This is a genomic window from Arthrobacter sp. P4_F10 (genome assembly GCF_056401435.1).
The window spans coordinates 85,077-106,142 of the sequence record NZ_JBFUJJ010000012.1 but is presented as its reverse complement, the minus strand read 5'-3'; the positions used below and the strand labels follow the sequence as shown (position 1 = coordinate 106,142).

Genomic DNA, 21,066 nt, shown 5'->3' with positions numbered 1-21,066 from the left:
GTATTCGGGCATCGGGGTTCCTTCACTGTTTTTCCAGCTGTTTTCCTGCTGTTTTTGCTGCTCTTTCCGGATGTATTTTCCGGGCCCTATTTTCCGGACTCTGTTTTCCGGACTCTGTTTTCCGAGCTGTTCCGGCACCTTATATGATCAATCTATGCCTTCTCTAGCCTCGACTGCACCCATCGGCACGCTTGTCCCGGGGACAGTGAGCCCGCAGCTTCCCGTACCGCCCTCCATCCCGCGTCCGGAATATGTGGGCAAGCCGGCTCCGGCAAAGTTCACAGGCTCAGAGGTCAAGTCGGCAGAGACCATCGAAAACATCCGGTTCGCCTCCAAGATCGCTGCCCAGGCCATCGTGGAGGTCGGCAAGCAAATCGAACCCGGCGTCACCACCGACCATCTGGACCGGGTTGGCCACGAGTTCCTGCTGGACCACAACGCGTACCCCTCCACCCTCGGCTACAGGGGTTTTCCGAAGTCCCTGTGTTCCTCCCTCAACGAGGTCATCTGCCACGGGATCCCGGACAGCACCGTGATCCAGGACGGCGACATCCTCAACATCGACATCACGGCCTTCGTCGGCGGCGTTCATGGCGACACCAACTACACGTTCCTGGTCGGCGATGTCGACGAGGAATCCCGGCTCCTCGTCGAGCGCACCCGGGAATCGCTGAACCGCGCCATCCGGGCCGTAGCTCCGGGACGCGAAATCAACGTGATCGGCCGGACCATCGAGTCCTACGCAAAACGCTTCGGCTACGGCGTGGTCCGCGACTTTACCGGACACGGAGTCGGCGAAGCTTTCCACACCGGGCTGATCATTCCGCACTACGACGCCGCGCCCGCGTACAACACCACCATCGAAACCGGTATGGTGTTCACGATCGAGCCAATGCTGACCCTGGGCACCGTTGACTGGGACATGTGGGCCGATGAATGGACCGTCGTGACCCGCGACCGCAAGCGCACTGCCCAGTTCGAGCACACCCTGCTCGTCACGGAGTCCGGTGCCGAGGTCCTCACGCTGCCCTGACTGTCCCGCTCCACACGCTATTTCCCCGAACATCCCGCTCTGCACCAGCCGGCCCTGTCCGGTCCCTACCGCCCGCCCCTGCCACGAACGGAACGAATTTGGCCAAGAAGGACGAGAAGTCGAAGAAGAACGCCCCTCTGATCGGCATTGACATCGGCGGGACCGGTATCAAGGGCGGGATCGTGGACCTCAAGAAGGGGAAGCTGATCGGCGACCGCGTGCGCTTCCCCACGCCACAGCCCTCCACCCCCGAGTCCGTGGCCGAAGTCGTCGCGCAGGTTGTCGCCGAGCTCACGGCACGTGCCGGCGCCCCCGACGCCAGCAGCCCCGTGGGTGTCACCTTCCCCGGCATCATTCAGCACGGCGTGGTCCACTCGGCCGCGAACGTGGACAAGTCCTGGCTGGAAGCCGACATCGATGCCATGCTCACGGCACGTCTGGGCCGCCCCGTAGAGGTCATCAACGACGCCGACGCCGCCGGCCTCGCCGAGGCCCGCTTCGGTGCCGGCGAGGGGATCGCCGGCACCGTCCTGGTGATCACCCTTGGCACCGGCATCGGTTCCGCCTTCATCTTCGACGGCAAGCTGGTTCCCAACGCCGAACTTGGCCACCTGGAGATCGACGGCTTCGACGCCGAGACCAAAGCCTCGGCCGTGGCCCGTGAGCGCGAGGGCCTCAGCTGGGAACAGTACAGCGTGCTGCTGCAGCGCTACTTCTCCCACGTGGAGTTCCTGTTCTCCCCCGAACTCTTCATCGTGGGTGGCGGCATCTCCAAGCGCGCCGACGAGTACCTGCCGCGCATGAAGCTGCGCACTCCGATCGTCCCGGCCGAACTGAAGAATGACGCCGGGATCGTGGGCGCGGCCATCGAGATTGCGCTGAAGCACAAGCTGGCCAAATAGAGGCGCATTCAGCTGTAAAAGCCAATTGAGCTATCACTCCGGGCCGTTCTGAACGCTGGGAACGACCCGGAGTGATAGCTCAATATTTTTGGTGGAGCCGGTGGTGGCAGCGGCTTCCCCTCCGCTGCCACCACCGGAGTCTGTGGTGTGGATCCTAGGACACAGTCACTAAGACACGAGAATCAAAAACTACGACCGAACTGAATCTACGACGGCGCTTGGAGCGGACGTTTGTCCGGGCTCTTGCCGTCCCGGCCCTTGGTCTCCGCCTCGTGGCGAAGCAGGGAAATCGCCGATTCGAAGTCCTCCAGCGATTCGAAGGCCTGGTAGACGCTGGCGAACCGCAGGTAGGCGACCTCGTCGAGACGCTGCAGCGGCTCCAGGATCGCCAGCCCGACTTCGTGGGCATCGATTTCGGCGGCGCCGGAGCCCCGGATCGCCTCCTCGACTTCCTGCGCCAGCAGGGCGAGATCGTCCTCCGTGACCGGACGGCCCTGGCAGGCCTTGCGGACGCCGTTGATGACTTTGCTGCGGCTGAATGGCTCACCGACGCCGGAGCGCTTGATGACGGTCAGGCTGGTGGTCTCCACCGTGGTGAACCGTCGGCCGCATTCGGGGCACTGACGGCGGCGCCGGATGGCGGAACCGTCGTCGGCGATCCGGCTGTCCACGACGCGCGAATCAGGGTTTCGGCAGAACGGGCAATACATGTCGGTTCCTCCCCTGTCGCAATCCGCGGCGTCAATGCTGTTTCAATGCTGTATCAGTGCAGTCGGCGCTGCCCTGTGTCCCCAGTTTACGACTACATGTAGCTGAATAACAAGCCTGTAATTACTACATGTAGTGGTCTGTGCCTGCTACCGGGCGGCGAACCGCACCGTGACGGCCTCGCCGTGCGCGGGCAGGTCCTCCGCGCCGGAGAGGCTGACGATGTGGCCGCTGACCTGCTCCAACGCGGACCGGGTGTAGTTGATGACCTGGATGGCGCGCAGGAACGTTGTCACGTTCAGTCCCGAGGAGAAAGCCGCCGTGCCGCTGGTGGGCAGCACGTGGTTGGAGCCTGCGCAGTAGTCGCCCAGGCTCACCGGGCTGTAGTCGCCCACGAAGATCGCGCCGGCGCTGCGGATCCGACTGGCCACCCGGGCAGCATCGGCGGTCATGATTTCAAGGTGTTCCGCGGCGTACGCGTCGCAGGCGGCGATGCCCTGCGCCAGGTCCTCGACCAGGACCACGCCGGACTGCGGACCGGAGAGTGCCTCGCGGACGCGGCTGGAGTGCTTGGTGGCTGCGGCCTGCCGCTCAAGCTCCACGCGGACGTCGGCGGCGAGGGCCTCTGAGTCGGTGAAGAGAACCGATGCCGCCTTGGGGTCGTGTTCTGCCTGGCTGATGAGGTCCGCGGCCACGAGGGCGGGACTGGCGGTGGAGTCCGCGAGGATCGCAATCTCGGTGGTGCCGGCCTCGGAATCGATCCCCACGACCCCCTTGACCAGCCGCTTGGCAGTTGCCACGAAGATGTTGCCCGGACCGGTCACGACATCCACGGGGTCGATCCCGGGGAGGTTGCCGCCGTCGGACGTGTCGGCCGGGATGCCGTAGGCGAAGGCGGCGATGGCCTGCGCCCCGCCGATCGCGTAGACCTCCTCGATGCCCAGCAGGCAGGCTGCCGCCAGGATTGTGGGGTGCGGAAGGCCGCCGAAGTCCTTTTGCGGCGGCGAGGCCAGGGCAATAGATTCGACGCCGGCGGCCAGTGCCGGGACCACGTTCATGATCACCGAGGACGGGTAGACCGCCAGGCCGCCGGGGACATAGAGCCCCACACGCGCCACCGGCACCCAGTTCTGGCTCACGACGGCGCCAACGCCCAGTTCGACGTCGATGTTCGCCGGGCGCTGGGCGTCGGCGAAGGCGCGGGCCCGCTTGATGGATTCCTCGAGTGCCGCGCGTACGGCGGGGTCCAGGCCCTCAAGGGCCGCACGCAGCGCCTCGGCCGGGACGCGGGGATGCGCCTGCTCGACGCCGTCGAAGGCAAGGGCCAGCTCCCGGAGTGCGCCGAAGCCGCGCGTGCGGACAGCGGCGATGATGTCCAGGACCTTGCCCTCGGCGTCCGCCATGGTGCCGGACTGTGCCCGGGGCACGGCAGCGCGGAGTCCGGCGAGGGACAGTTGCGCACCGCGCACGTCCACCGTGCGGAAGTTGAGGGCGGCGGTCATCGGGGTCACGGGGCTGTCAGGAGTTAGGCTCACCCGATCATTTTACGTGCCCTGCCCCGGCGCGCCGGCACTGGCGTCAGCGGCGGGCTTTGCCGCCGGAGCCCGGGAAGAGGCTGTTCAGGAAGATGGCCAGGGCGATCGCCGCGGGCCAGATGGCGAGGACCGCATAGGAGCGCAGTGAGAAGGCGACGCTGGCGCTGGCGGAGGTATCCGCCGGCGCTCCCCACCACTGGGCGCTGAGCACGCCGGTTCCCCACGCGATGAGCGCACCTGCGGCACCGGCCAGGACCACCAGGATGACGGTTCCGGGACCGGGCTGGTGGTGCTTGGTGCCGGCGACGAACGACCCGGCGATGCACCCTGCGAGCAGGCACAGCCCTGCCAGCACCAGGTCCCTGGGCAGCCAGGTTGCGGTGTTGGTGCCGGCGGCGAGGTCCGGGTCTCCCGTCAGGAGATTCAGGCCCGACGGCGCCAGCAGCCACCAGAGCAACCCCACCGGGACACCGGCGGCCGCGATGACCGCGGCCTTGCGCCACGGGTTTCCGCCGGGTCCGCGCTGCTGCTCTGGAGACGCGGGCCGGAGCGGCTGCGCGGGCTCCCCGGCGTGGTGGACGGGGCCGTCTAGTGCGGGCTGTGTCATGCAACAAACCGTAACAAGGATTCCGCCGGCGCATGACGAAGCCCGGCAGCACATGACGGCGGAAGTAATCAAAATGCCATACTCGATTCCCCTGCGGAATACGCTGGCAGAGTAGGAAGTATGACACGCACGTGCAGCAGGGAGTTGGATCGCAGTGGCCACAGATGAAGGAGTTTTCGAGGGGACGTTCAAGGAAATGTTCCGTCGGCACGCGGCGGGCGTGGCCATCATCACGGCCAACCACAACGGCGTACCGTTCGGATTCACGGCAACCTCCGTGGCCTCGCTGTCCGCCAAGCCGCCGCGCTTCACGTTCAACATGGCCAGGACCTCCAGCTCGTGGCCGGCTGTGGCGAACACAACCTACATTGGCGTGCACATGCTCGGGCTGGAAAACCAGGAGCTCGCCGACCGCTTCGCCCGGGCCGGCAACCGGTTCGACGGCGACCACTGGGAGCTCGGACCCCATGAGGTGCCCGTGCTCAAGGGAGTCAGCGGCTGGCTGATCGGCAAGGTCCAGATGCGGCTCTCCTTTGAGAACAACGCCGTTGTGGTGGTCGAGGTGGTGGAGGGCCAGGTCGGCGACGACGGCGTTCCCCTGCTCTACCACTCCGGGGCGTACAGCCAGCCGGTTCCGCTCGACTACGAGATCTAGGGACCGCTGGCCGGCACTGGTGACCGGGCTAGTCGCCGGCGCTAGTGACCGGGGCTAGCGGCATGCGTTAGTGACTGCGGCTAGTTATCCAGGCACGTCGGGCCCAGCAGCACCTTCAAATCGCCGAACAGCGACGGGCTCGGGTTGACGCGCAAATGCACCGGCAGGCCCATGACCTCCACCCGAGTGTCGCCCTGCAGGTGCAGCCGGACCTCGGAGTTTCCGCGGTGGGTGCGCAGCACGTCGCCCAGCTCAGTGACCACGGCCTCGGTGGCCTTGTGCGTGGCCATGGTGATCACCACGGGCCCGTTCTGGCTGTCGCTGAGGTCCGGCACGGAAAGTTCCATGCAGTTCAAGGTGACGGCGCCGTCGTCGCGCCGTTGCAGGCGACCCTTGACCACCACAATCAGGTCCTCCGCGAGCACCGAGGCGATGGGGCCGTAGACCTGGCCGAAGAACATGACCTCCATGGAACCGGCGAGGTCCTCGATTTCGGCGCGGGCGTAGGCGTTGCCGCTCGCCTTGGCGATCCTTCGGCTGAGCGAGGTGATCATTCCCGCGATGGTCACGATCGAGCCGTCCGGCGGGCCGTCTTCGGCGATGATCGAGGTGATTGACCGGTCGGCGTGCTGGCTCAGGAGCCCTTCCAAACCTTGCAGCGGGTGGTCGGAGACGTAGAGGCCCAGCATGTCGCGCTCGAACGCCAGCTTGTCCTTTTTCTCCCATTCCGGCAGGTCCGGGATTTCCGTGCTGAGCGACGCCTCGGGCTCCTGGTCCTCAAAGCCGGCGAAGAGGTCGAACTGGCCAATCGCCTCGTTGCGCTTGAGCGTGATGACGGAGTCGATCGCCTCTTCATGGATCATGGCCAGAGCCCGGCGGTGGTGTCCCAGCGAGTCGAAGGCACCGGCCTTGATCAGCGATTCGATGGTCCGCTTGTTGCAGACCACCGCGGGGACCTTCATGAGGTAGTCCTTGAATGACGTGTAGGCGCCTTCTTTTTCGCGCGCCACCACCATGGCTTCGACGGCGTTCACGCCGACATTGCGGATGGCGCCCATGCCGAAGCGGATGTCAGTGCCAACAGGGGTGAAGTTGAGGGCTGACTCATTGACGTCGGGCGGCAGCACGGTGATGCCCATCCGCCGGCATTCGTTGAGGTAGATGGCCGATTTGTCCTTATCGTCCCCCACCGAAGTCAGCAGGGCCGCCATGTACTCCGGCGCGTAGTGCGCCTTCAGGTACGCCGTCCAGTAGGAGATGACGCCGTACGCGGCCGAGTGGGCCTTGTTGAAGGCGTAGTCGGAGAACGGCAGCAGGATGTCCCAGAGGGTCTTGACCGCGGCCATGGAATAGCCGTTGTCCTGCATGCCCTGGGAGAAGCCGGCGAACTGCTTGTCCAGCTCGGACTTCTTCTTCTTGCCCATGGCGCGGCGCAGGATATCCGCCTGGCCCAGGGTATAGCCCGCGAGCTTCTGCGCCACGGCCATAACCTGCTCCTGGTACACGATCAGCCCGTAGGTCCCGCCGAGGATTTCGGACAGCGGTTCCTCCAGCTCCGGGTGGATCGGGATGACCTCTTGGATCTTGTTCTTGCGCAGCGCGTAGTCGGTGTGCGCGTTGGCGCCCATGGGTCCGGGCCGGTAGAGGGCCAGCACGGCGGAGATGTCTTCGAAGTTGTCAGGCTTCATCAGCTTGAGCAGGGAGCGCATGGGTCCGCCGTCGAGCTGGAAAACGCCCAGCGTGTCTCCCCGGGCCAGCAGCTCGTAGGACGCCGTGTCATCCAGCTCAAGGGTTTCGAGGTCGAGGTCGATGCCCCGGTTCATTTTGATGTTTTCCAGGGCATCGGAAATGATCGTCAGGTTTCGCAGCCCGAGGAAGTCCATCTTGATCAGGCCGAGGCCTTCGGAGGTCGGATAGTCGAACTGGGTGATGACCTGGCCGTCCTGGAAGCGGCGCATGATCGGAATCACGTCGATGATGGGGTCCGAGGACATGATGACACCGGCGGCGTGCACGCCCCATTGCCGCTTCAGGCCCTCAATGCCCAGTGCCGTCTCGAAGACCTTGGCGGCCTCCGGGTCAGTGCTGATCAGCTGGCGGAAGTCCCCCGCCTCGCTGTAGCGCTTGGACTGGGAGTTCTGAATGTCGGCCAGCGGAATGTCCTTGGCCATCACGGCCGGCGGCAGCGCCTTGGTCAGCTGCTCGCCCATGCTGAACGGATAGCCCAGCACGCGCGAGGAGTCCTTGAGGGCCTGCTTGGTCTTGATGGTGCCGTAGGTGACGATCATCGCCACACGTTCGTCACCGTACTTGCGCGTGACGTAATCGATCACTTCGGACCGGCGCCGGTCATCGAAGTCGACGTCGAAGTCAGGCATCGAGACGCGGTCCGGGTTGAGGAAGCGTTCGAAGATCAGGCCGTGGTGCAGCGGGTCAAGGTCGGTGATGCGCATGGCGTACGCCACCATGGAGCCGGCACCGGAGCCGCGCCCGGGACCGACCCGGATGCCGTTGTTCTTGGCCCAGTTGATGAAGTCGGCCACCACGAGGAAGTAGCCCGGGAAGCCCATGGAGGTGATGACTTCCAGCTCATAGTCGGCCTGCTTGCGGACCTTGTCCGGGATGCCCTTGGGATAGCGGTACTGAAGTCCCTTATCGACTTCCTTGACCAGCCAGGACGTTTCGTCCTCCCCTTCCGGGCAGGGGAACCGCGGCATGTAGTTGGCGCCGGTGTTGAACGAGACTTCGCAGCGCTCGGCGATCAGGAGCGTGTTGTCGCACGCCTCCGGGTGGTCGCGGAACAGCTCCCGCATTTCCTGCGGTGACTTCAGGTAGTAGCCGCTGCCGGAGAAGGCAAAGCGCGAACCGCCGTTGTCGTAGGTCGGCTCCAGGAGCGTGGAACCGGACTGGATGGCCAGCAGGGCCTCATGCGCCTTCGCGTCGTGCTCGTGCGTGTAGTGCAGGTCGTTGGTGGCCACCAGCGGCAGGTTCAGGTCCTTGGCCAGGCGCAGCAGGTCACCGGTGACGCGCCGCTCGATGTCCAGGCCGTGGTCCATGAGCTCGCAGAAGTAGTTCTCCGCACCAAAGATGTCGCGGAACTCGGCCGCGGCCTCAAGCGCTTCGCGGTACTGGCCCAGGCGCAGCCGGGTCTGGACTTCACCGGACGGGCAGCCGGTGGTGGCGATGAGCCCTTCCGAGTACGTGTTCAGCAGCTCACGGTCCAGCCGGGGCCATTTGCCGAAGACCGAATCCAGTGAGGCGATCGAGGAAGCCCGGAAGAGGTTCCGCATGCCCACGTTGTTGTAGCTGAGCAGGGTCATGTGCGTGTAGGAGCCACCGCCGGAAATGTCATCCTTGCGCTGGTGCTCCTCGCCCCACCGCACACGGGTCTTGTCCGTGCGTGCGGTCCCGGGAGTCACATAGGCTTCGACGCCGATGATGGGCCTGATGCCCTGGTCGGTTGCCCGCTTCCAGAAGTCGAAGGCGCCGAACAGGTAGCCGTGGTCCGTCGTGGCGAGGGCCGGCATGCCGAGCCGCTCGGTTTCGTCGAACAGCTCACCGAGCCGGGCGGCACCGTCCAGCATCGAGTACTCGGTGTGGTTGTGGAGATGGACAAACGAGTCGTTGCTGGAAGTCACCGCACCATTCTAGTGCCGTGCCACGACGGCGGCGTGCAACCACGACGGCCGGAACGGAACCTGCCGGACAGGCCGGCGGGATCCGCCGCGGAAACTAAGAGCAAACTGGGACCGGAGTGGATCCGGCCGCCCGCGCCGGACAGCTCAGGCGTTCCCGGATTCCAGGACCTCGAGCGCATACTTCAGGTCCTGCGGGTACTCGCTGCTGACGGTAACCCGCTCCCCCGTCCGCGGGTGGTCGAAGGAGAGTTCCCGGGCGTGCAGCCACTGCCTGGTCAGTCCGAGGTTGGCGGCCAGCCGCGGGTCCGCGCCGTAGGTGAGGTCACCGGCGCAGGGGTGCCGCAGGGCCGCGAAGTGCACACGGATCTGGTGGGTGCGGCCCGTTTCGAGGTGCACCTCCACGAGCGAGGCCTTCCCGAAGGCTTCCAGGACCTCGTAGTGCGTCACTGAATCACGGCCGTCCTCGATCACGGCGAAGCGCCAGTCATGGCCCGGGTGGCGGCCAATGGGCGCGTCGATGGTTCCCGCCAGCGGGTCGGGAAGGCCCTGGACGACGGCGTGGTAAACCTTGTCCACGGTGCGTTCCTTGAAGGCCCGCTTGAGCACGGTGTAGGCGTTTTCGGTCTTGGCGACCACCATGACGCCGGAGGTCCCGACGTCGAGYCGGTGGACGATGCCCGCGCGCTCGGGGGCGCCCGACGTCGAGATCCGGTAGCCGAGACCGGCGAGGCCACCGACCACCGTGGGTCCCACCCAGCCGGGCGAGGGATGGGCTGCCACACCCACCGGCTTGTCGATGACAACAAACTCGTCATCGTCCAGCAGGATCAACAGGTCGTCCACTACTTCCTCCACGATTTCCAGGGGGTCCCTGCGGTCCGGCACGACGACGTCGAGCACGGTGCCGGGGGTGAGCTTGAGCGACTTCCCAACCCGCTTGGCATCGCTGGAGACGTTGCCCTCCGCGATCAGGGCGGCCGCCTGGGACCGGGAGATGTCCATCAGCCTGGCCAGGCCTGCGTCCACGCGGGAACCGGCCAGGTCCTCCGGGACGGTGAACCGCAAGGGCCCCGCGGCTGTCGCGTTATCCGGGGTGTTCTCAGACATCCTTGGCCACCGTATCCTTCGTGTGGCGCGAGCCGTCCAGGGAGATCCCGCGGAAGGTGAGCAGGCAGATAATCACGACGGCGGAAACCACGGCCGAGTCGGCGATGTTGAAGATCGCAAAGTTTGGCAGCTGGATGAAATCCACCACGTGGCCCATTGCGAACGAGGGCTCGCGGAACAGCCGGTCCGTCAGGTTGCCGAGTGCGCCGCCCAGCAGCAGTCCCAGCGCCAACGCCCACCAGAGCGAGCCGAGCTTGCGCAGCTGCAGCAGGATTGCGACAGACACGGCCGCCATGATGATCGTGAACACCCACGTGACGTTCTCGCCGATCGAAAACGCCGCCCCGGAGTTGCGGATGTAGAACCAGTGCAGCAGCGGTGGAAAAACGGCGATCCGCTCGCCCTCAGTCATGGTGCTCGTTACCCAGAGCTTGGTCAGCTGGTCGAACACATAGGCGAACACCGCGAAGGCAGCGAACAGGACAAACAGCTTGGCCCGGCGCGGCCGGGCCTGCACGGGCTGTGCCGCGTCGACAGGCTGAATGGCGTCTGGTGATGGTGCGTCAGTCATAGGGCTTTCGTTCGGGAGCCAGTGCGGAGACCAGGGGCCGGGTACCCGGCAAGCGCCGTGCACCGGACCGGTGGCGGCACGTTGCGGAAAAATGAAAAGCCGGCGGCCGAGGAAACCTCAGCCACCGACTTTCAGAATACTTGGCTTTTGCCTAGCTGTTGGCCTCGACCTCAGGGGCCGCAACGGAGCCACGGGCATCGAGGTCACGGAGCTGGCCCTCAATGTAGGCCTTCAGGCGTGAGCGGTAGTCACGCTCGAAGCCGCGAAGCTGCTCGACCTTGCGTTCGAGCACGGAGCGCTGCTGCTCGAGGGCACCAAGGATCTTGCGGGACTTTTCCTGCGCATCGTTGACAAGGCTGCTGGCCTCGATCTGGGCTTCAGCGATGATCTTGTCCCGCTGCTGCTCGCCGTCGGCGACGTGCTTGTCGTGCATCTGCTGCGCCATGGCCAGCAGGCCGGCGGCGGACTCGGAAGCCGGGGTGGCAGCGTTACGTGCCGGTTGGACTGCCTGGGCTGCCTTGGCAGCCTGCTCGGCTTCCTTCTTCTGGGCAGCTTCAGCGGCTGCTGCCTTTGCCTTGGCCTCGGCCTCGGCCTTGGCGGTGTCTTCCTTCTCGGCCTTGACGGGCGCCGGGACCTTCTCCACCACGGGTGCGGCGGCTGCGGAGCTGGCAGGCGTGCCGGCGCCGGATTCGGCGAGCTTCTTGCGGAGCTCGTCGTTCTCCTGGTTCAGGCGCCGAAGTTCGACGACGATCTCGTCCAGGAAGTCATCAACCTCGTCCTGGTCGTAGCCTTCGCGGAACTTGGTCGGCTGAAAGCGCTTGTTGACAACGTCTTCTGGCGTCAAAGCCATCTGGTCACCTCGTTGGTCTAGTTAGTCAGTAGGCCTTCCGGCCGTCAAAACTACGGTACCTAAATATGGTCTGGTTCCTCTAATTCAACACCGCAGTGTCAAACCGGAGTTTCTTTCGGTTGGGCCTCGGCCCGGGCAAGTCCCCTGCTCGGCCCGGTGGCTCATGCTGCGACAGGCTGGGCGTACACCAGGCCCTTGACGATCCACATCGCCACGCTGACGGCCACGAACAGCAGCAGGAAGCCAATGTCCAGCGATATTCCGCCCAGCCGCAGCGGCGGGATGAGCCGGCGGAGCAGCTTGAGGGGCTTGTCCGTGACCGAATACACAGCATGGGCGGCCACGAGTGCCAAACCGCGCGGCCGCCAGCTTCGGGCGAACATCTGCACCCAGTCGTAGACCAGGCGGATGATCAACGCCACAAAAAATAGCAACAGCGCGATATAGACGAGCCCGAAAACAAATCCCATGAGCTAACTCATATCTCCATGTTCATTCCGGATACCGCAGTGTCCTAAGGAAAGTGTCACTTCTATTTCAACACGGATAATTCCGCAGGGATGCCAGGCAGGTGTCCCCGCCTGGCATCCGTACCGAATATTCGGGCCTAGCTCTGGTTGAAGAAACTTGCCTGCGTCTCGCTGACCTTCTTGTCATCGCCAATGACTTCGATGTACGACGGCGAGAGCAGGAAGACCTTGTTCGTCACCCGTTCGATGCTGCCGCGGAGGCCGAAAACCAGTCCGGCGGAGAAGTCCACGAGGCGCTTGGCGTCGGCCTCCCCCATGTCGGTGACGTTCATGATGACGGGGATGCCGTCGCGGAAGCTTTCGCCGATGAGTTTGGCGTCGTTGTACGACCGCGGGTGGATGGTAGTGATTTGCCGGAGTCCGGTGGTCTCTTCGCGGCTCGATGCCGCACGCTTGATGGGTGTCACAGGTGCGCGATATTCCTCTTCAGCGGCGTGAGGCTCTTCCCGGGGGACCTCGCGGACGGGCGCCGGCGCACGTCGTTCCTCGCGGTCCTGCTCCATGGATTCGTCCTCATCCTTGTGCGGTGTGGGGTGCTCAGACTCGTAGTGTTCGTCGCCGTCGGCGAGCCCAAGATAGATCATTGTCTTGCGCAGAGCGCCAGCCATGGTCGACTCCTAATCTTGTCCGTAAGCGGGCCGCTTAATGACTAGATAGCCTTGGAATCCCCGCCATTACCTTCCAATACGTTCGAACTTACCGCAGGGCCGGACGCGGACCGAGAATATCGGAGCCAATGCGCAGGTGTGTCGCCCCAAAGCGGACGGCCTCTTCGAGGTCCTGGCTCATTCCGGCGGATATTCCCGTGGCGTCCGGAAATTGTTCTCTCAGCCGCCCGGAAATGCGTGCCAGATTTTCGAAGGCGGCCGCCGGATCCGCCCCGAGCGGGGCGACGGCCATGACGCCCGCGAGCCTTAGCCCGGCAGCACCGGCCAGCTGCTCGGCCAGTGCCGGGACCTCGTCGGGGGCTGCGCCGCCGCGGTGCGCCCCGGAGGCCTCGTCCAGGCTGACCTGGATGAAGCAGTCCAGGGGCGGGCGCCCGGTGCGTTCACTTTCGGCTGCCATCGCCTTGGCGAGTGCGGAAGCCAGGGCTTCCCGGTCCACGGAGTGCACGGACGCGGCGTACTTCACCACGGACTTGGCCTTCTTGCTTTGGAGCTGGCCGATGAAGTGCCAGCTCAGGCCGAGGTCTTCGAGCTGCGCCGCCTTTTCCGCGGCCTCCTGGTCCCGGTTTTCGCCGACGTCGGTGACGCCCAGCGACGCCAGCCGCCGGACGTCCTGCGCCGGATGGAACTTGGTGACGACGATCAGGCGTGGTGGCGTCGCCGTGCGGCCGGCGGCGGTAACGGCGGCGTCGATCCTGCGGCGGACGGCCGAGAGGTTCGCGTCCAGCTGGGCAAGCCGCGGGCCCTCCAGCGCGTCCTGCCGGCTCTCCCCCGGCACGTTGACCGGCCTGTACGTGTTTGTGTCCGGTACGTCCACCGGCTCAGTCATGGCCATGCGCCCTGTTCCCGTCCGTCCCGTGCGTCCCGTCAGTCCCGTCCGTCCATGCCAGCCCGGCGAAGCGGCCGGTGTGGCTGTTGCGGCGGTAGGAGAACAGGGTGTTGTCCTCGAGGGTGCAGCCCCCGGAGTATTCGATCGCGACGCCCGCTGCTTCCAGCTGGCTCCTGACACCTGCCGGCAGGTCCAGGCCGGGGGTGCCGGTGGACGTGGTGCACCAGGTGGCAGGCACGGTGGCGGCAACGTCCGCGCGCAGCGATTCGGGGACCTCATAGCAGCGGCCGCAGACCGAGGGCCCCACCCAGGCGCTGATGCGGTCCGCGCCGAGCTCCCGCAGGCGGGCCACAGCGGCCGGCACCACCTCGGCGGCAACGCCGGGCCGTCCGGCATGGACGACCCCGAGGACGGGTGCCCCAGCAGCGTCCTCGCCGACCAGTACCACCGGCACACAGTCCGCCACCAGGACGGCCAGCGGCTCGGTCAGGGAGACCATGGCATCGGCCGTGGGGGCTGCCGGAACCTGGCCCGCGGCGTCCGCTGCCGCCGGTGCGGCCGTGGAGCCAACGATCGTGGCGACGTCATTGCCGTGGACCTGGTTCATGTACCGGAAGGATCGCCCACCTAGCCCGGCGGCCGCTTCGAGCTCCGCGCGCCGGCGGCGGACCGCCGCGGGGTCGTCGCCAACATGCAGTGCCAGGTTCCCGGCTCCGGCGTCGGTGAAGGCCACCCACACGCCCGGCCGGACTTCAGCCCGCCAGCAAAACAATCACAACACCGCCATCGACATGTCCGGAATACCTACGTTCATACAATCCACCGTAACCCGCCGCAAAGCAGCATGGCACCGCCGGGCGGCGGTGCCATGCTGAAGCAGAACGATTTACTTGAGGAAGTCCGGGACATCCAGGTCATCGGAGTGCCGGCCGGACAGGTCCGGCTCCACGACGGCCGGCAGGTCGACGTCGAAGCCCGAGTCAGCCGGTATGGCTGAGGGACGCTGCYGGCCCCAGCCGCCGTAGCCGGAGGCGCCGACAGTGGCGTGCAGCGGCTGCACCGGGGCGGAGGCGGGTGCCTGCGCCGGAGCGGGGGCGGCGGACGCGGGCCGCTGCGGCGCGGCCGGCAGGGACTGGTCCATGGACGGCGAGGTGGCCTTCACGTCGTCGAAGCCGGCTGCGATGACGGTGACGCGTGCCTCGTCGCCGAGGGCGTCGTCGATCACGGCGCCGAAGATGATGTTGGCCTCCGGGTGGGCGACTTCCTGGACCAGGCGGGCAGCCTCGTTGATTTCGAACAGGCCAAGGTCCGAGCCGCCCTGGATGGAGAGCAGGACACCGTGGGCGCCGTCGATCGATGCCTCCAGCAGCGGCGAGGCGATGGCCAGTTCCGCGGCCTTGACGGCACGGTCTTCGCCGCGGGCAGAACCAATGCCCATCAGCGCGGAACCGGCACCCTGCATGACGGACTTGACGTCGGCGAAGTCGAGGTTGATCAGGCCGGGGGTCGTAATGAGGTCCGTGATGCCTTGGACGCCGGAGAGCAGCACCTGGTCGGCGGAGCGGAACGCATCCAGGACCGAGACGTTGCGGTCGCTGATGGAGAGCAGACGGTCGTTCGGGATCACGATCAGGGTGTCGACTTCATCGCGCAGTGCGTCGATGCCGGCCTCGGCGGAGCCGGCCCGGCGGCGGCCCTCGAAGGTGAAGGGACGCGTCACGACGCCGATGGTCAGGGCGCCAAGGGAACGGGCGATCCGGGCGACGACGGGGGCGCCGCCTGTACCGGTTCCGCCGCCTTCGCCGGCGGTGACGAAGACCATGTCCGCGCCCCGGATGACCTCTTCGATTTCATCGGCGTGGTCCTCCGCGGCCTGCCGGCCAACCTCAGGGTTCGCGCCAGCACCGAGACCACGGGTCAGCTCACGCCCGACGTCGAGTTTGACGTCGGCATCGCTCATCAACAATGCCTGGGCATCGGTGTTGATGGCGATGAATTCGACGCCGCGAAGACCGACCTCGATCATGCGGTTGACTGCGTTCACGCCACCGCCGCCGATGCCGACGACCTTGATGACGGCCAAGTAATTCTGCGGAGCTGCCACGTTACGTGTCCCTTGTTCGTGTACTAATGCGAAATCTGGTCGAGTCCTGCTTGAAGCTTTGAACCTTAACCTTCGACTTGAAGGTTATAGTTATGTCAAGTAACTCATGTCTGTGACGGTATTTCCTATGCCGGGGACATTCAATAACCGGCGCCGCGTGTCGCGGTAATACCGGGTAAATAGCCCCTGTATGTACTCCCGCGGGCGGCTGGACGTCCCGCGCTCGCCCCTCGGCGAGTGCGCGGACGCATCCGTGTGCCTGCCGGCGCCACGTCCGGAGTCCCGGAGCGCGGCGGAAGTGGCCGCAGCTACCGGGTGACAGGGTGCCGGGGCACGCTGACATCGTAGACCTTGACGGGGTTCTTCGGATCGGCCGGGACCTTCAGGAGGGCCGAAAGGACCCGCGCCTTCAGGTCCTTCTCCCCCGCGTTGCCCCAGACGATTGTCTGCCCGTCGACGAGTTTGAGTTCGACGGCGTCGGCGGAGGCGGCGGAGGCGTTGGAGAGCCGCGCCAGCACATCCGCCGGCAGTGCCCCCAGCACCGCAGTGATGGCCTGGAACAGGTCCTTCGGCAGCGTCCCGCTGCCGCCGTCGATCACCGGGAGCGATACCGTGGCGGCATCCGCGGTGGTGCTGAGCTGGACGCCGTCGACGTCCACCAGCTGGAATGTCTTGCCCTGCTTGACCAGGGCCACGGGAATGCGCTCGGTGACGTGAACCTGCAAGGTGGCGGGCGGCAGCGCCTTCACGGTGACGTCCTTGACCTGGACCAGCGGCTTGAGCAGGGCCGTGACCTCCTCCTCGCTGATCTGCGGCAGTGGCTTGCCCTGGAGCGGCGCGAGGGCGGCCTGAACCTGATCCGGGTTCAGCATCTTCGTGCCCTCCACCGTGACCGTCCGCAGGGCGAGCACAGGCGAGTACACGGCGGCTGCGACGATCCCCGCCATCAGCACGGCCACGATGCCGATGGTACTGAGCACGATGCGCCGGCGGCGTTTGCCCTTGGGCTCGGGGAAGGAGAGCACGTTGCCGGGCTCTTTGCCCGATGTGCCCTGCGGGTTCCGCGGGTTCTGTGCGTTGCCGCCGGCCGTGTCCGCGGCGTTCTTGGACGCCGAAATGACATCCGTGCCCGCTCCGCCGGGCGGCCGGGAGCCGGTTCCGGAAGCGTTGGATCCGCCCCGGTAGGTGGGGCGCCTGGTGCTAGGCACCGGCGGCCTCGACCGTGAGGGCGTCGACAATCAGCGGCCCGTAGGCCGTGACGTCGCCCGCGCCGGCTGTCAGGACGATGTCCCCGGGTCCGGCGTCCGCCAGCAGAGCCTCCACAGCCTCCCCGCCCGGTCCCACGAGGCGGCCGCCGGAGCCCAGGTGCTCGGCGATCAGCCCGCTGGTGACGCCGGGAATGGGATCTTCGCGGGCAGGATAGATGTCCAGGACCAAGGCCGTGTCCGCCGTGTTGAGGGCTTCGGCGAACTCGCGCGCAAACTCGCGGGTCCGGGAAAACAGGTGGGGCTGGAAGAGTACGTGCACCTTATGCTCCCCGGCGACGGCCCGTGCCGCGGACAGGGCGGCCCGGACTTCCGTGGGGTGGTGGGCATAGTCGTCGTAGACGCGGACGCCCCGCCCTTCCCCCTTGAATTCGAAACGGCGCGAGGCACCGGAGAAGTGGGCCAGTGCCGCAGCCGCGGTCTCCGGCGCGACGCCGAGTTCGACCGCCACGGCGAAGGCGGCGGCAGCGTTGAGCGCGTTGTGCCGGCCCGGAACCTGGAGTTCGACGCCGAAGGTGCCGGCCGCTGTCGAGATCCCCATCCGCCCCGGTTCGGCGTCGTGCAGCCGGATGGCGGCGTCGGCCGCCGTCCCGTACAGGACCACGCGGGTGTTGCCGCGGGCCAGGGTGCGCTCGGCGAGGGCCCTGGCCCCGGGGTCGTCCGCGCAGGCCACCATGACGCCGTCCGCCGGGAGCAGGGCCGTGAAGCTGTCGAAGGAGGCGTAGACGGCCTCGGCGGTGCCGTAGAAGTCCAGGTGATCCGGCTCGACGTTGGTCACCACGGCGATCGTGGGGCGGTAGTTCAGGAAGGAGCCGTCCGACTCGTCGGCCTCCGCGACGAAGATTCCCGAGGTGCCGTGGGCCGCGTTGACGCCGAGCGCCGGGACGTTGGCGCCGATGGCGAACGACGGGTCCAGTCCGGCGCCCTGCAGCAGCACCGTGATCATGGAGGTCGTGGTGGACTTGCCGTGCGTTCCGGCCACTGCCACCACGGTGTCGTCCGCCATGGTGGCGGCCAGCGCCTCGGAGCGGTGCAGCACCGGGAGCCCGGCGGCGCGGGCCGCTGCGAGCTCGGGGTTGTCGGGCCGGATCGCAGAGCCGGCGACCACCGTCTGGGCGTCGCCGAGGTTCCCGGGACCGTAGCCGACGGCGATCCGGGCCCCGGCGGCTGCCAGATCCGCCATGACGGGCAGCGCCTTGGCGTCGGAGCCGCTCACCGGGATGCCGCGCGCCACCATGATGCGGGCAACGGCGGACATGCCGACGCCGCCGATGCCGATGAAGTGGACGCGGCCGAGGGATGCCAGGGAACGGGTTCCGTGCTGGGGCTGGGTCATTGCTTTACTGCTTCCTGCCGTGCTGGTTTGTGGACGCGACTTCGAGGATGAGATCGGCCATGCGCCGGTCCGCGTTCCGGATCCCGAGCTGTTCGGAGCTGGCGGCCATCCGGGCCAGCTTGTCCGTGTCCAGCAGCAGGGGAATGATGTTCTCGCGGATCCAGTCAGCGGAGAAGGCCTTGTCGTCGACGATCAGGGCGCCGCCTGCCGCGACCAGGCCCGCCGCGTTCAGCGCCTGCTCGCCGTTGCCAATGGGCAGGGGGACGAAGACGGCGGGGACGCCCACCGCGGCCACCTCGCAGACCGTGGCGGCTCCGGCACGGGCCAGCAGCAGGTCAGCCGCGGCGTAAACAGTTTCCATGCCGTCCACGTATTCCACCTGCCGGTAGCCCGGCGCGGCGAGCGGCTTGCCGTCGGCGTCGTGCACGGACTTGCCGCGACCGGTGATGTGCAGGGTCTGCACGCCGGCGTCGGCGAGGGCTCCGACGGCCGCGGCGAGGGACCGGTTGATGCTCTGGGCGCCCGAGGAGCCGCCCGTGACGATCAGCGTCGGTTTGTCCGCGTCCAGTCCGAGCGCCTGCCGCGCCCCGGCCTGGGCGGCAGCGCGGTCGAGGCCGGAGATCTCGGGGCGCATGGGCATGCCCACGTGCCGCGCGCGGCCCAGTTTGGTCGCGGCGAAGGCGACGGCCACGTGGGCGCCGAGGCGTGCGCCGACCCGGTTTGCCAGGCCGGGGCGGGTGTTGGCCTCGTGGACCACGATCGGGATCTTCCGGCGCCGGGCCGCGAGGTACATCGGCGTGCACACATAGCCGCCGACTCCCACCAGGACGTCGGCGGCTGCCTCATCAAGGATGGAGCCCGCTTGCTTCACGGCACCGGCCATCCGCCCGGGAAGCCGGAGCAGGTCCGTGGAAGGCTTGCGCGGGAGCGGGACCCGGCTGATGGTGGCGAGGTCCAGCCCGGCGGCCGGTACCAGCCGCTCTTCCATCCCTCCTGGAGTCCCGACAGCCAGGAGCTGCACTCCGGGGCGGGACTGCCGGAGGGCGCCGGCAATGGCCAGCAGCGGGCTGATATGACCGGCGGTTCCGCCGCCGGCGAGGACCACGGACAAGGGCGACTCGGTGTTCATGAAGGGCTGTTTACGCTTTCGTACGGTTCTTGGAGGCGGGGTTCTTGCTGGTGGGGTTCTTGCCGGTGGGGTTCTTGCCGGTGGGGTTCTTGCTGGTGGGGTTCTTGCTGTTGGGGATTTTGGCCGATGAATTTTTGGCGGCACTCCGAGACGGGCTCCCGGATCCGTTCCCGGCGCCCTTGGTGGCGGGACGGGAGGCTTCACGGGCGGCGGATCGGCTGGCTGCATTGCTGGTGGCCCGGGCAGCGCGGGCGCTCCGCACGGAATTCGCGAACGCGGCCGGGCCGAACCTGAGCATCTTCTTCGGCTGCATGCCGGGGTCCATCTGGGCCCTGGCCAGGGACAGGACGACGCCGATTGCGCACAGCGACATCAGCAGGGCCGAGCCGCCGTAGGAAATGAAGGGCAACGGGACGCCGATCACCGGTGCCAGCCCCGTGACCACGGCCATGTTGACGCTGGCCTGGCCCAGCAGCCAGACCATGATCGCGCCGGCCAGGACGCGGTGGAAGACATCGTGCTGTGCGACGACGACGCGGTAGATGGCGGTGCCGAGGATAGCGAAGAGGACCAGGACCACGAGCGTGCCCACCAGTCCGAGTTCCTCGCCGATGATCGCGAAGATGAAGTCGTTGTGCGCTTCCGGGATCCAGCTGTACTTCTGCCGGCTCTGGCCCAGTCCGACGCCGAACCATCCGCCGGACGCGAGCCCGTACAGACCGTTGGTGGACTGGTAGTTCAGGTCGGAGCCATCGGCACAGGTCTGGCCCGTCCATGACAGGATACGGCACATCCGGTTCGGGCTCGTGACGGCGAGGACGGTCGCGCCTATGGCCAGTAACGCCCCGGAAATGCCGAAGAAGGAGAGCCGGACTCCGGCGAAGAACAGTGCGGCGGCCACAATGATCATCACAATCATGGCCGTGCCGAGGTCGTTTCCGGCGAGGATGAGGCCAAGGACCACAATAGCGCCCGGGAGCACGACCGGAATGAGCGCGTGGCGCCACTCCTGGAGGAGCTTGGCTTTGCGGTCAAGCACCGTGGCCATCCAAAGCGCCAGGGCAAGCTTGGCGGCTTCGGAGGGCTGGAAGGTGAACGGGCCGACGTCGATCCAGTTCTGGTTGCCCAGGGCGCTGCGTCCCACGAGGAGGACCAGGCCCAACAGCGCAATGGCCAAGAACATGAGCCCCCAGGCCACGCGCCTGAGCCAGGCGACGTTGACGCGCGAAAGGACAAACATGGCGAAGAGGCCAATGGCGGCGAATCCGCCCTGTTTGAGGGCAGCGGAGTACGGTGACTCCCCCGCAGCGATGGCTTCCACGCTGGAGGCGGAGAGGACCATCATGATGCCGATCGCCGTCAGGGCCAGGGTGGAGCCAAGGATCAGGTAGTACGTGGATCCGTTGCGGGACTTGCCGGTGCCTTCGAGCGCCGACCAGAATCCGCGGTTCCAGGCACGCACCCGGGCTGCCGGGGTGACGGAGGGCCTGCCGGCCGTTGACGCGGTAGCCGAAGGCGTCCTGCTGCCGGCGGACTTGCCACTGGTGGCACCGCCTCCGGCGGGTCGTGCCGCCGTCGTACGTGTGGGCGTGCTGACCATTG

General features: G+C 66.7%; 18 protein-coding genes and 1 pseudogene. 3 read left to right on the top strand and 16 right to left on the bottom strand.

Annotated features, from left to right (window positions below; all coding sequences use genetic code 11):
• Positions 1 to 154: 154 nt before the first annotated feature.
• Together map and ppgK are read left to right on the top strand one after the other, a co-directional pair.
• The gene (gene map / locus AC1DR1_RS14105; protein WP_476992767.1) at positions 155 to 1,033 is read left to right on the top strand and encodes a type I methionyl aminopeptidase; all 879 of its coding nucleotides are present in this window, start codon (positions 155 to 157) and stop codon (positions 1,031 to 1,033) included.
• A gap of 98 nt (positions 1,034 to 1,131) precedes the next feature.
• On the top strand, positions 1,132 to 1,935 hold the full coding sequence (gene ppgK, locus AC1DR1_RS14100; protein ID WP_229994717.1) for a polyphosphate--glucose phosphotransferase: 804 nt from the start codon (positions 1,132 to 1,134) through the stop codon (positions 1,933 to 1,935).
• A gap of 206 nt (positions 1,936 to 2,141) precedes the next feature.
• Here the strand turns inward: ppgK and nrdR are convergent, their stop codons facing one another.
• The 3 genes from nrdR to AC1DR1_RS14085 form a co-directional block, all read right to left on the bottom strand.
• Positions 2,142 to 2,645, bottom strand: coding sequence for a transcriptional regulator NrdR (gene nrdR, locus AC1DR1_RS14095; RefSeq protein ID WP_229994718.1), 504 nt, complete (start codon positions 2,643 to 2,645; stop codon positions 2,142 to 2,144).
• Between the two features lie 147 nt (positions 2,646 to 2,792).
• Positions 2,793 to 4,145, bottom strand: coding sequence for a histidinol dehydrogenase (gene hisD / locus AC1DR1_RS14090; protein WP_414645462.1), 1,353 nt, complete (start codon positions 4,143 to 4,145; stop codon positions 2,793 to 2,795).
• A gap of 76 nt (positions 4,146 to 4,221) precedes the next feature.
• Positions 4,222 to 4,785: a hypothetical protein gene (locus tag AC1DR1_RS14085; RefSeq protein ID WP_364743879.1), complete on the bottom strand. Its 564-nt coding sequence runs from the start codon at positions 4,783 to 4,785 to the stop codon at positions 4,222 to 4,224.
• Positions 4,786 to 4,981: 196 nt separating this feature from the next.
• Here AC1DR1_RS14085 and AC1DR1_RS14080 point away from each other — a divergent pair, with 196 nt between their 5' ends.
• Positions 4,982 to 5,440, top strand: a complete 459-nt coding sequence (locus AC1DR1_RS14080) for a flavin reductase family protein (protein WP_018772361.1) — start codon at positions 4,982 to 4,984, stop codon at positions 5,438 to 5,440.
• An 80-nt stretch (positions 5,441 to 5,520) separates the two neighbouring features.
• Here the strand turns inward: AC1DR1_RS14080 and dnaE are convergent, their stop codons facing one another.
• The 13 genes and pseudogenes from dnaE to ftsW form a co-directional block, all read right to left on the bottom strand.
• The gene (gene dnaE, locus AC1DR1_RS14075) at positions 5,521 to 9,078 is read right to left on the bottom strand and encodes a DNA polymerase III subunit alpha (RefSeq protein WP_364743876.1); all 3,558 of its coding nucleotides are present in this window, start codon (positions 9,076 to 9,078) and stop codon (positions 5,521 to 5,523) included.
• Between the two features lie 144 nt (positions 9,079 to 9,222).
• The gene (locus AC1DR1_RS14070) at positions 9,223 to 10,185 is read right to left on the bottom strand and encodes an RluA family pseudouridine synthase (RefSeq protein WP_229994722.1); all 963 of its coding nucleotides are present in this window, start codon (positions 10,183 to 10,185) and stop codon (positions 9,223 to 9,225) included.
• The gene (gene lspA / locus AC1DR1_RS14065) at positions 10,178 to 10,756 is read right to left on the bottom strand and encodes a signal peptidase II (RefSeq protein ID WP_229994723.1); all 579 of its coding nucleotides are present in this window, start codon (positions 10,754 to 10,756) and stop codon (positions 10,178 to 10,180) included. The genes AC1DR1_RS14070 and lspA overlap by 8 nt, the downstream gene beginning before the upstream one ends.
• A 151-nt stretch (positions 10,757 to 10,907) precedes the next feature.
• Positions 10,908 to 11,606, bottom strand: a complete 699-nt coding sequence (locus AC1DR1_RS14060) for a DivIVA domain-containing protein (protein ID WP_476992766.1) — start codon at positions 11,604 to 11,606, stop codon at positions 10,908 to 10,910.
• Positions 11,607 to 11,767: 161 nt separating this feature from the next.
• Positions 11,768 to 12,076, bottom strand: coding sequence for a YggT family protein (locus AC1DR1_RS14055; protein ID WP_229994725.1), 309 nt, complete (start codon positions 12,074 to 12,076; stop codon positions 11,768 to 11,770).
• Between the two features lie 137 nt (positions 12,077 to 12,213).
• Entirely contained in the window at positions 12,214 to 12,744 is a 531-nt protein-coding gene (locus AC1DR1_RS14050; protein WP_026266243.1) for a cell division protein SepF, read from the bottom strand.
• An 88-nt stretch (positions 12,745 to 12,832) separates the two neighbouring features.
• Complete coding sequence (locus tag AC1DR1_RS14045; protein ID WP_229994726.1) at positions 12,833 to 13,630, bottom strand: YggS family pyridoxal phosphate-dependent enzyme; 798 nt, start codon at positions 13,628 to 13,630, stop codon at positions 12,833 to 12,835.
• Positions 13,623 to 14,402: a purine nucleoside phosphorylase YfiH/LACC1 family protein gene (locus tag AC1DR1_RS14040; RefSeq protein ID WP_229994727.1), complete on the bottom strand. Its 780-nt coding sequence runs from the start codon at positions 14,400 to 14,402 to the stop codon at positions 13,623 to 13,625. The genes AC1DR1_RS14045 and AC1DR1_RS14040 overlap by 8 nt, the downstream gene beginning before the upstream one ends.
• 114 nt (positions 14,403 to 14,516) lie before the next feature.
• Complete coding sequence (gene ftsZ, locus AC1DR1_RS14035) at positions 14,517 to 15,734, bottom strand: cell division protein FtsZ (RefSeq protein ID WP_476992765.1); 1,218 nt, start codon at positions 15,732 to 15,734, stop codon at positions 14,517 to 14,519.
• 308 nt (positions 15,735 to 16,042) lie between these two features.
• Positions 16,043 to 16,942, bottom strand: coding sequence for a cell division protein FtsQ/DivIB (locus tag AC1DR1_RS14030; RefSeq protein WP_476992764.1), 900 nt, complete (start codon positions 16,940 to 16,942; stop codon positions 16,043 to 16,045).
• Positions 16,935 to 18,335 carry a UDP-N-acetylmuramate--L-alanine ligase gene (murC, locus tag AC1DR1_RS14025; RefSeq protein ID WP_364743865.1) on the bottom strand — a complete coding sequence of 467 codons (1,401 nt, stop codon included), beginning with the start codon at positions 18,333 to 18,335 and terminating at the stop codon, positions 16,935 to 16,937. The genes AC1DR1_RS14030 and murC overlap by 8 nt, the downstream gene beginning before the upstream one ends.
• A gap of 4 nt (positions 18,336 to 18,339) precedes the next feature.
• Positions 18,340 to 19,464: an undecaprenyldiphospho-muramoylpentapeptide beta-N-acetylglucosaminyltransferase gene (gene murG / locus AC1DR1_RS14020; RefSeq protein ID WP_229994731.1), complete on the bottom strand. Its 1,125-nt coding sequence runs from the start codon at positions 19,462 to 19,464 to the stop codon at positions 18,340 to 18,342.
• Positions 19,465 to 19,744: 280 nt separating this feature from the next.
• Positions 19,745 to 21,064: pseudogene (ftsW, locus tag AC1DR1_RS14015) on the bottom strand (putative lipid II flippase FtsW); the annotation flags it as partial.
• Positions 21,065 to 21,066 lie beyond the last annotated feature (2 nt).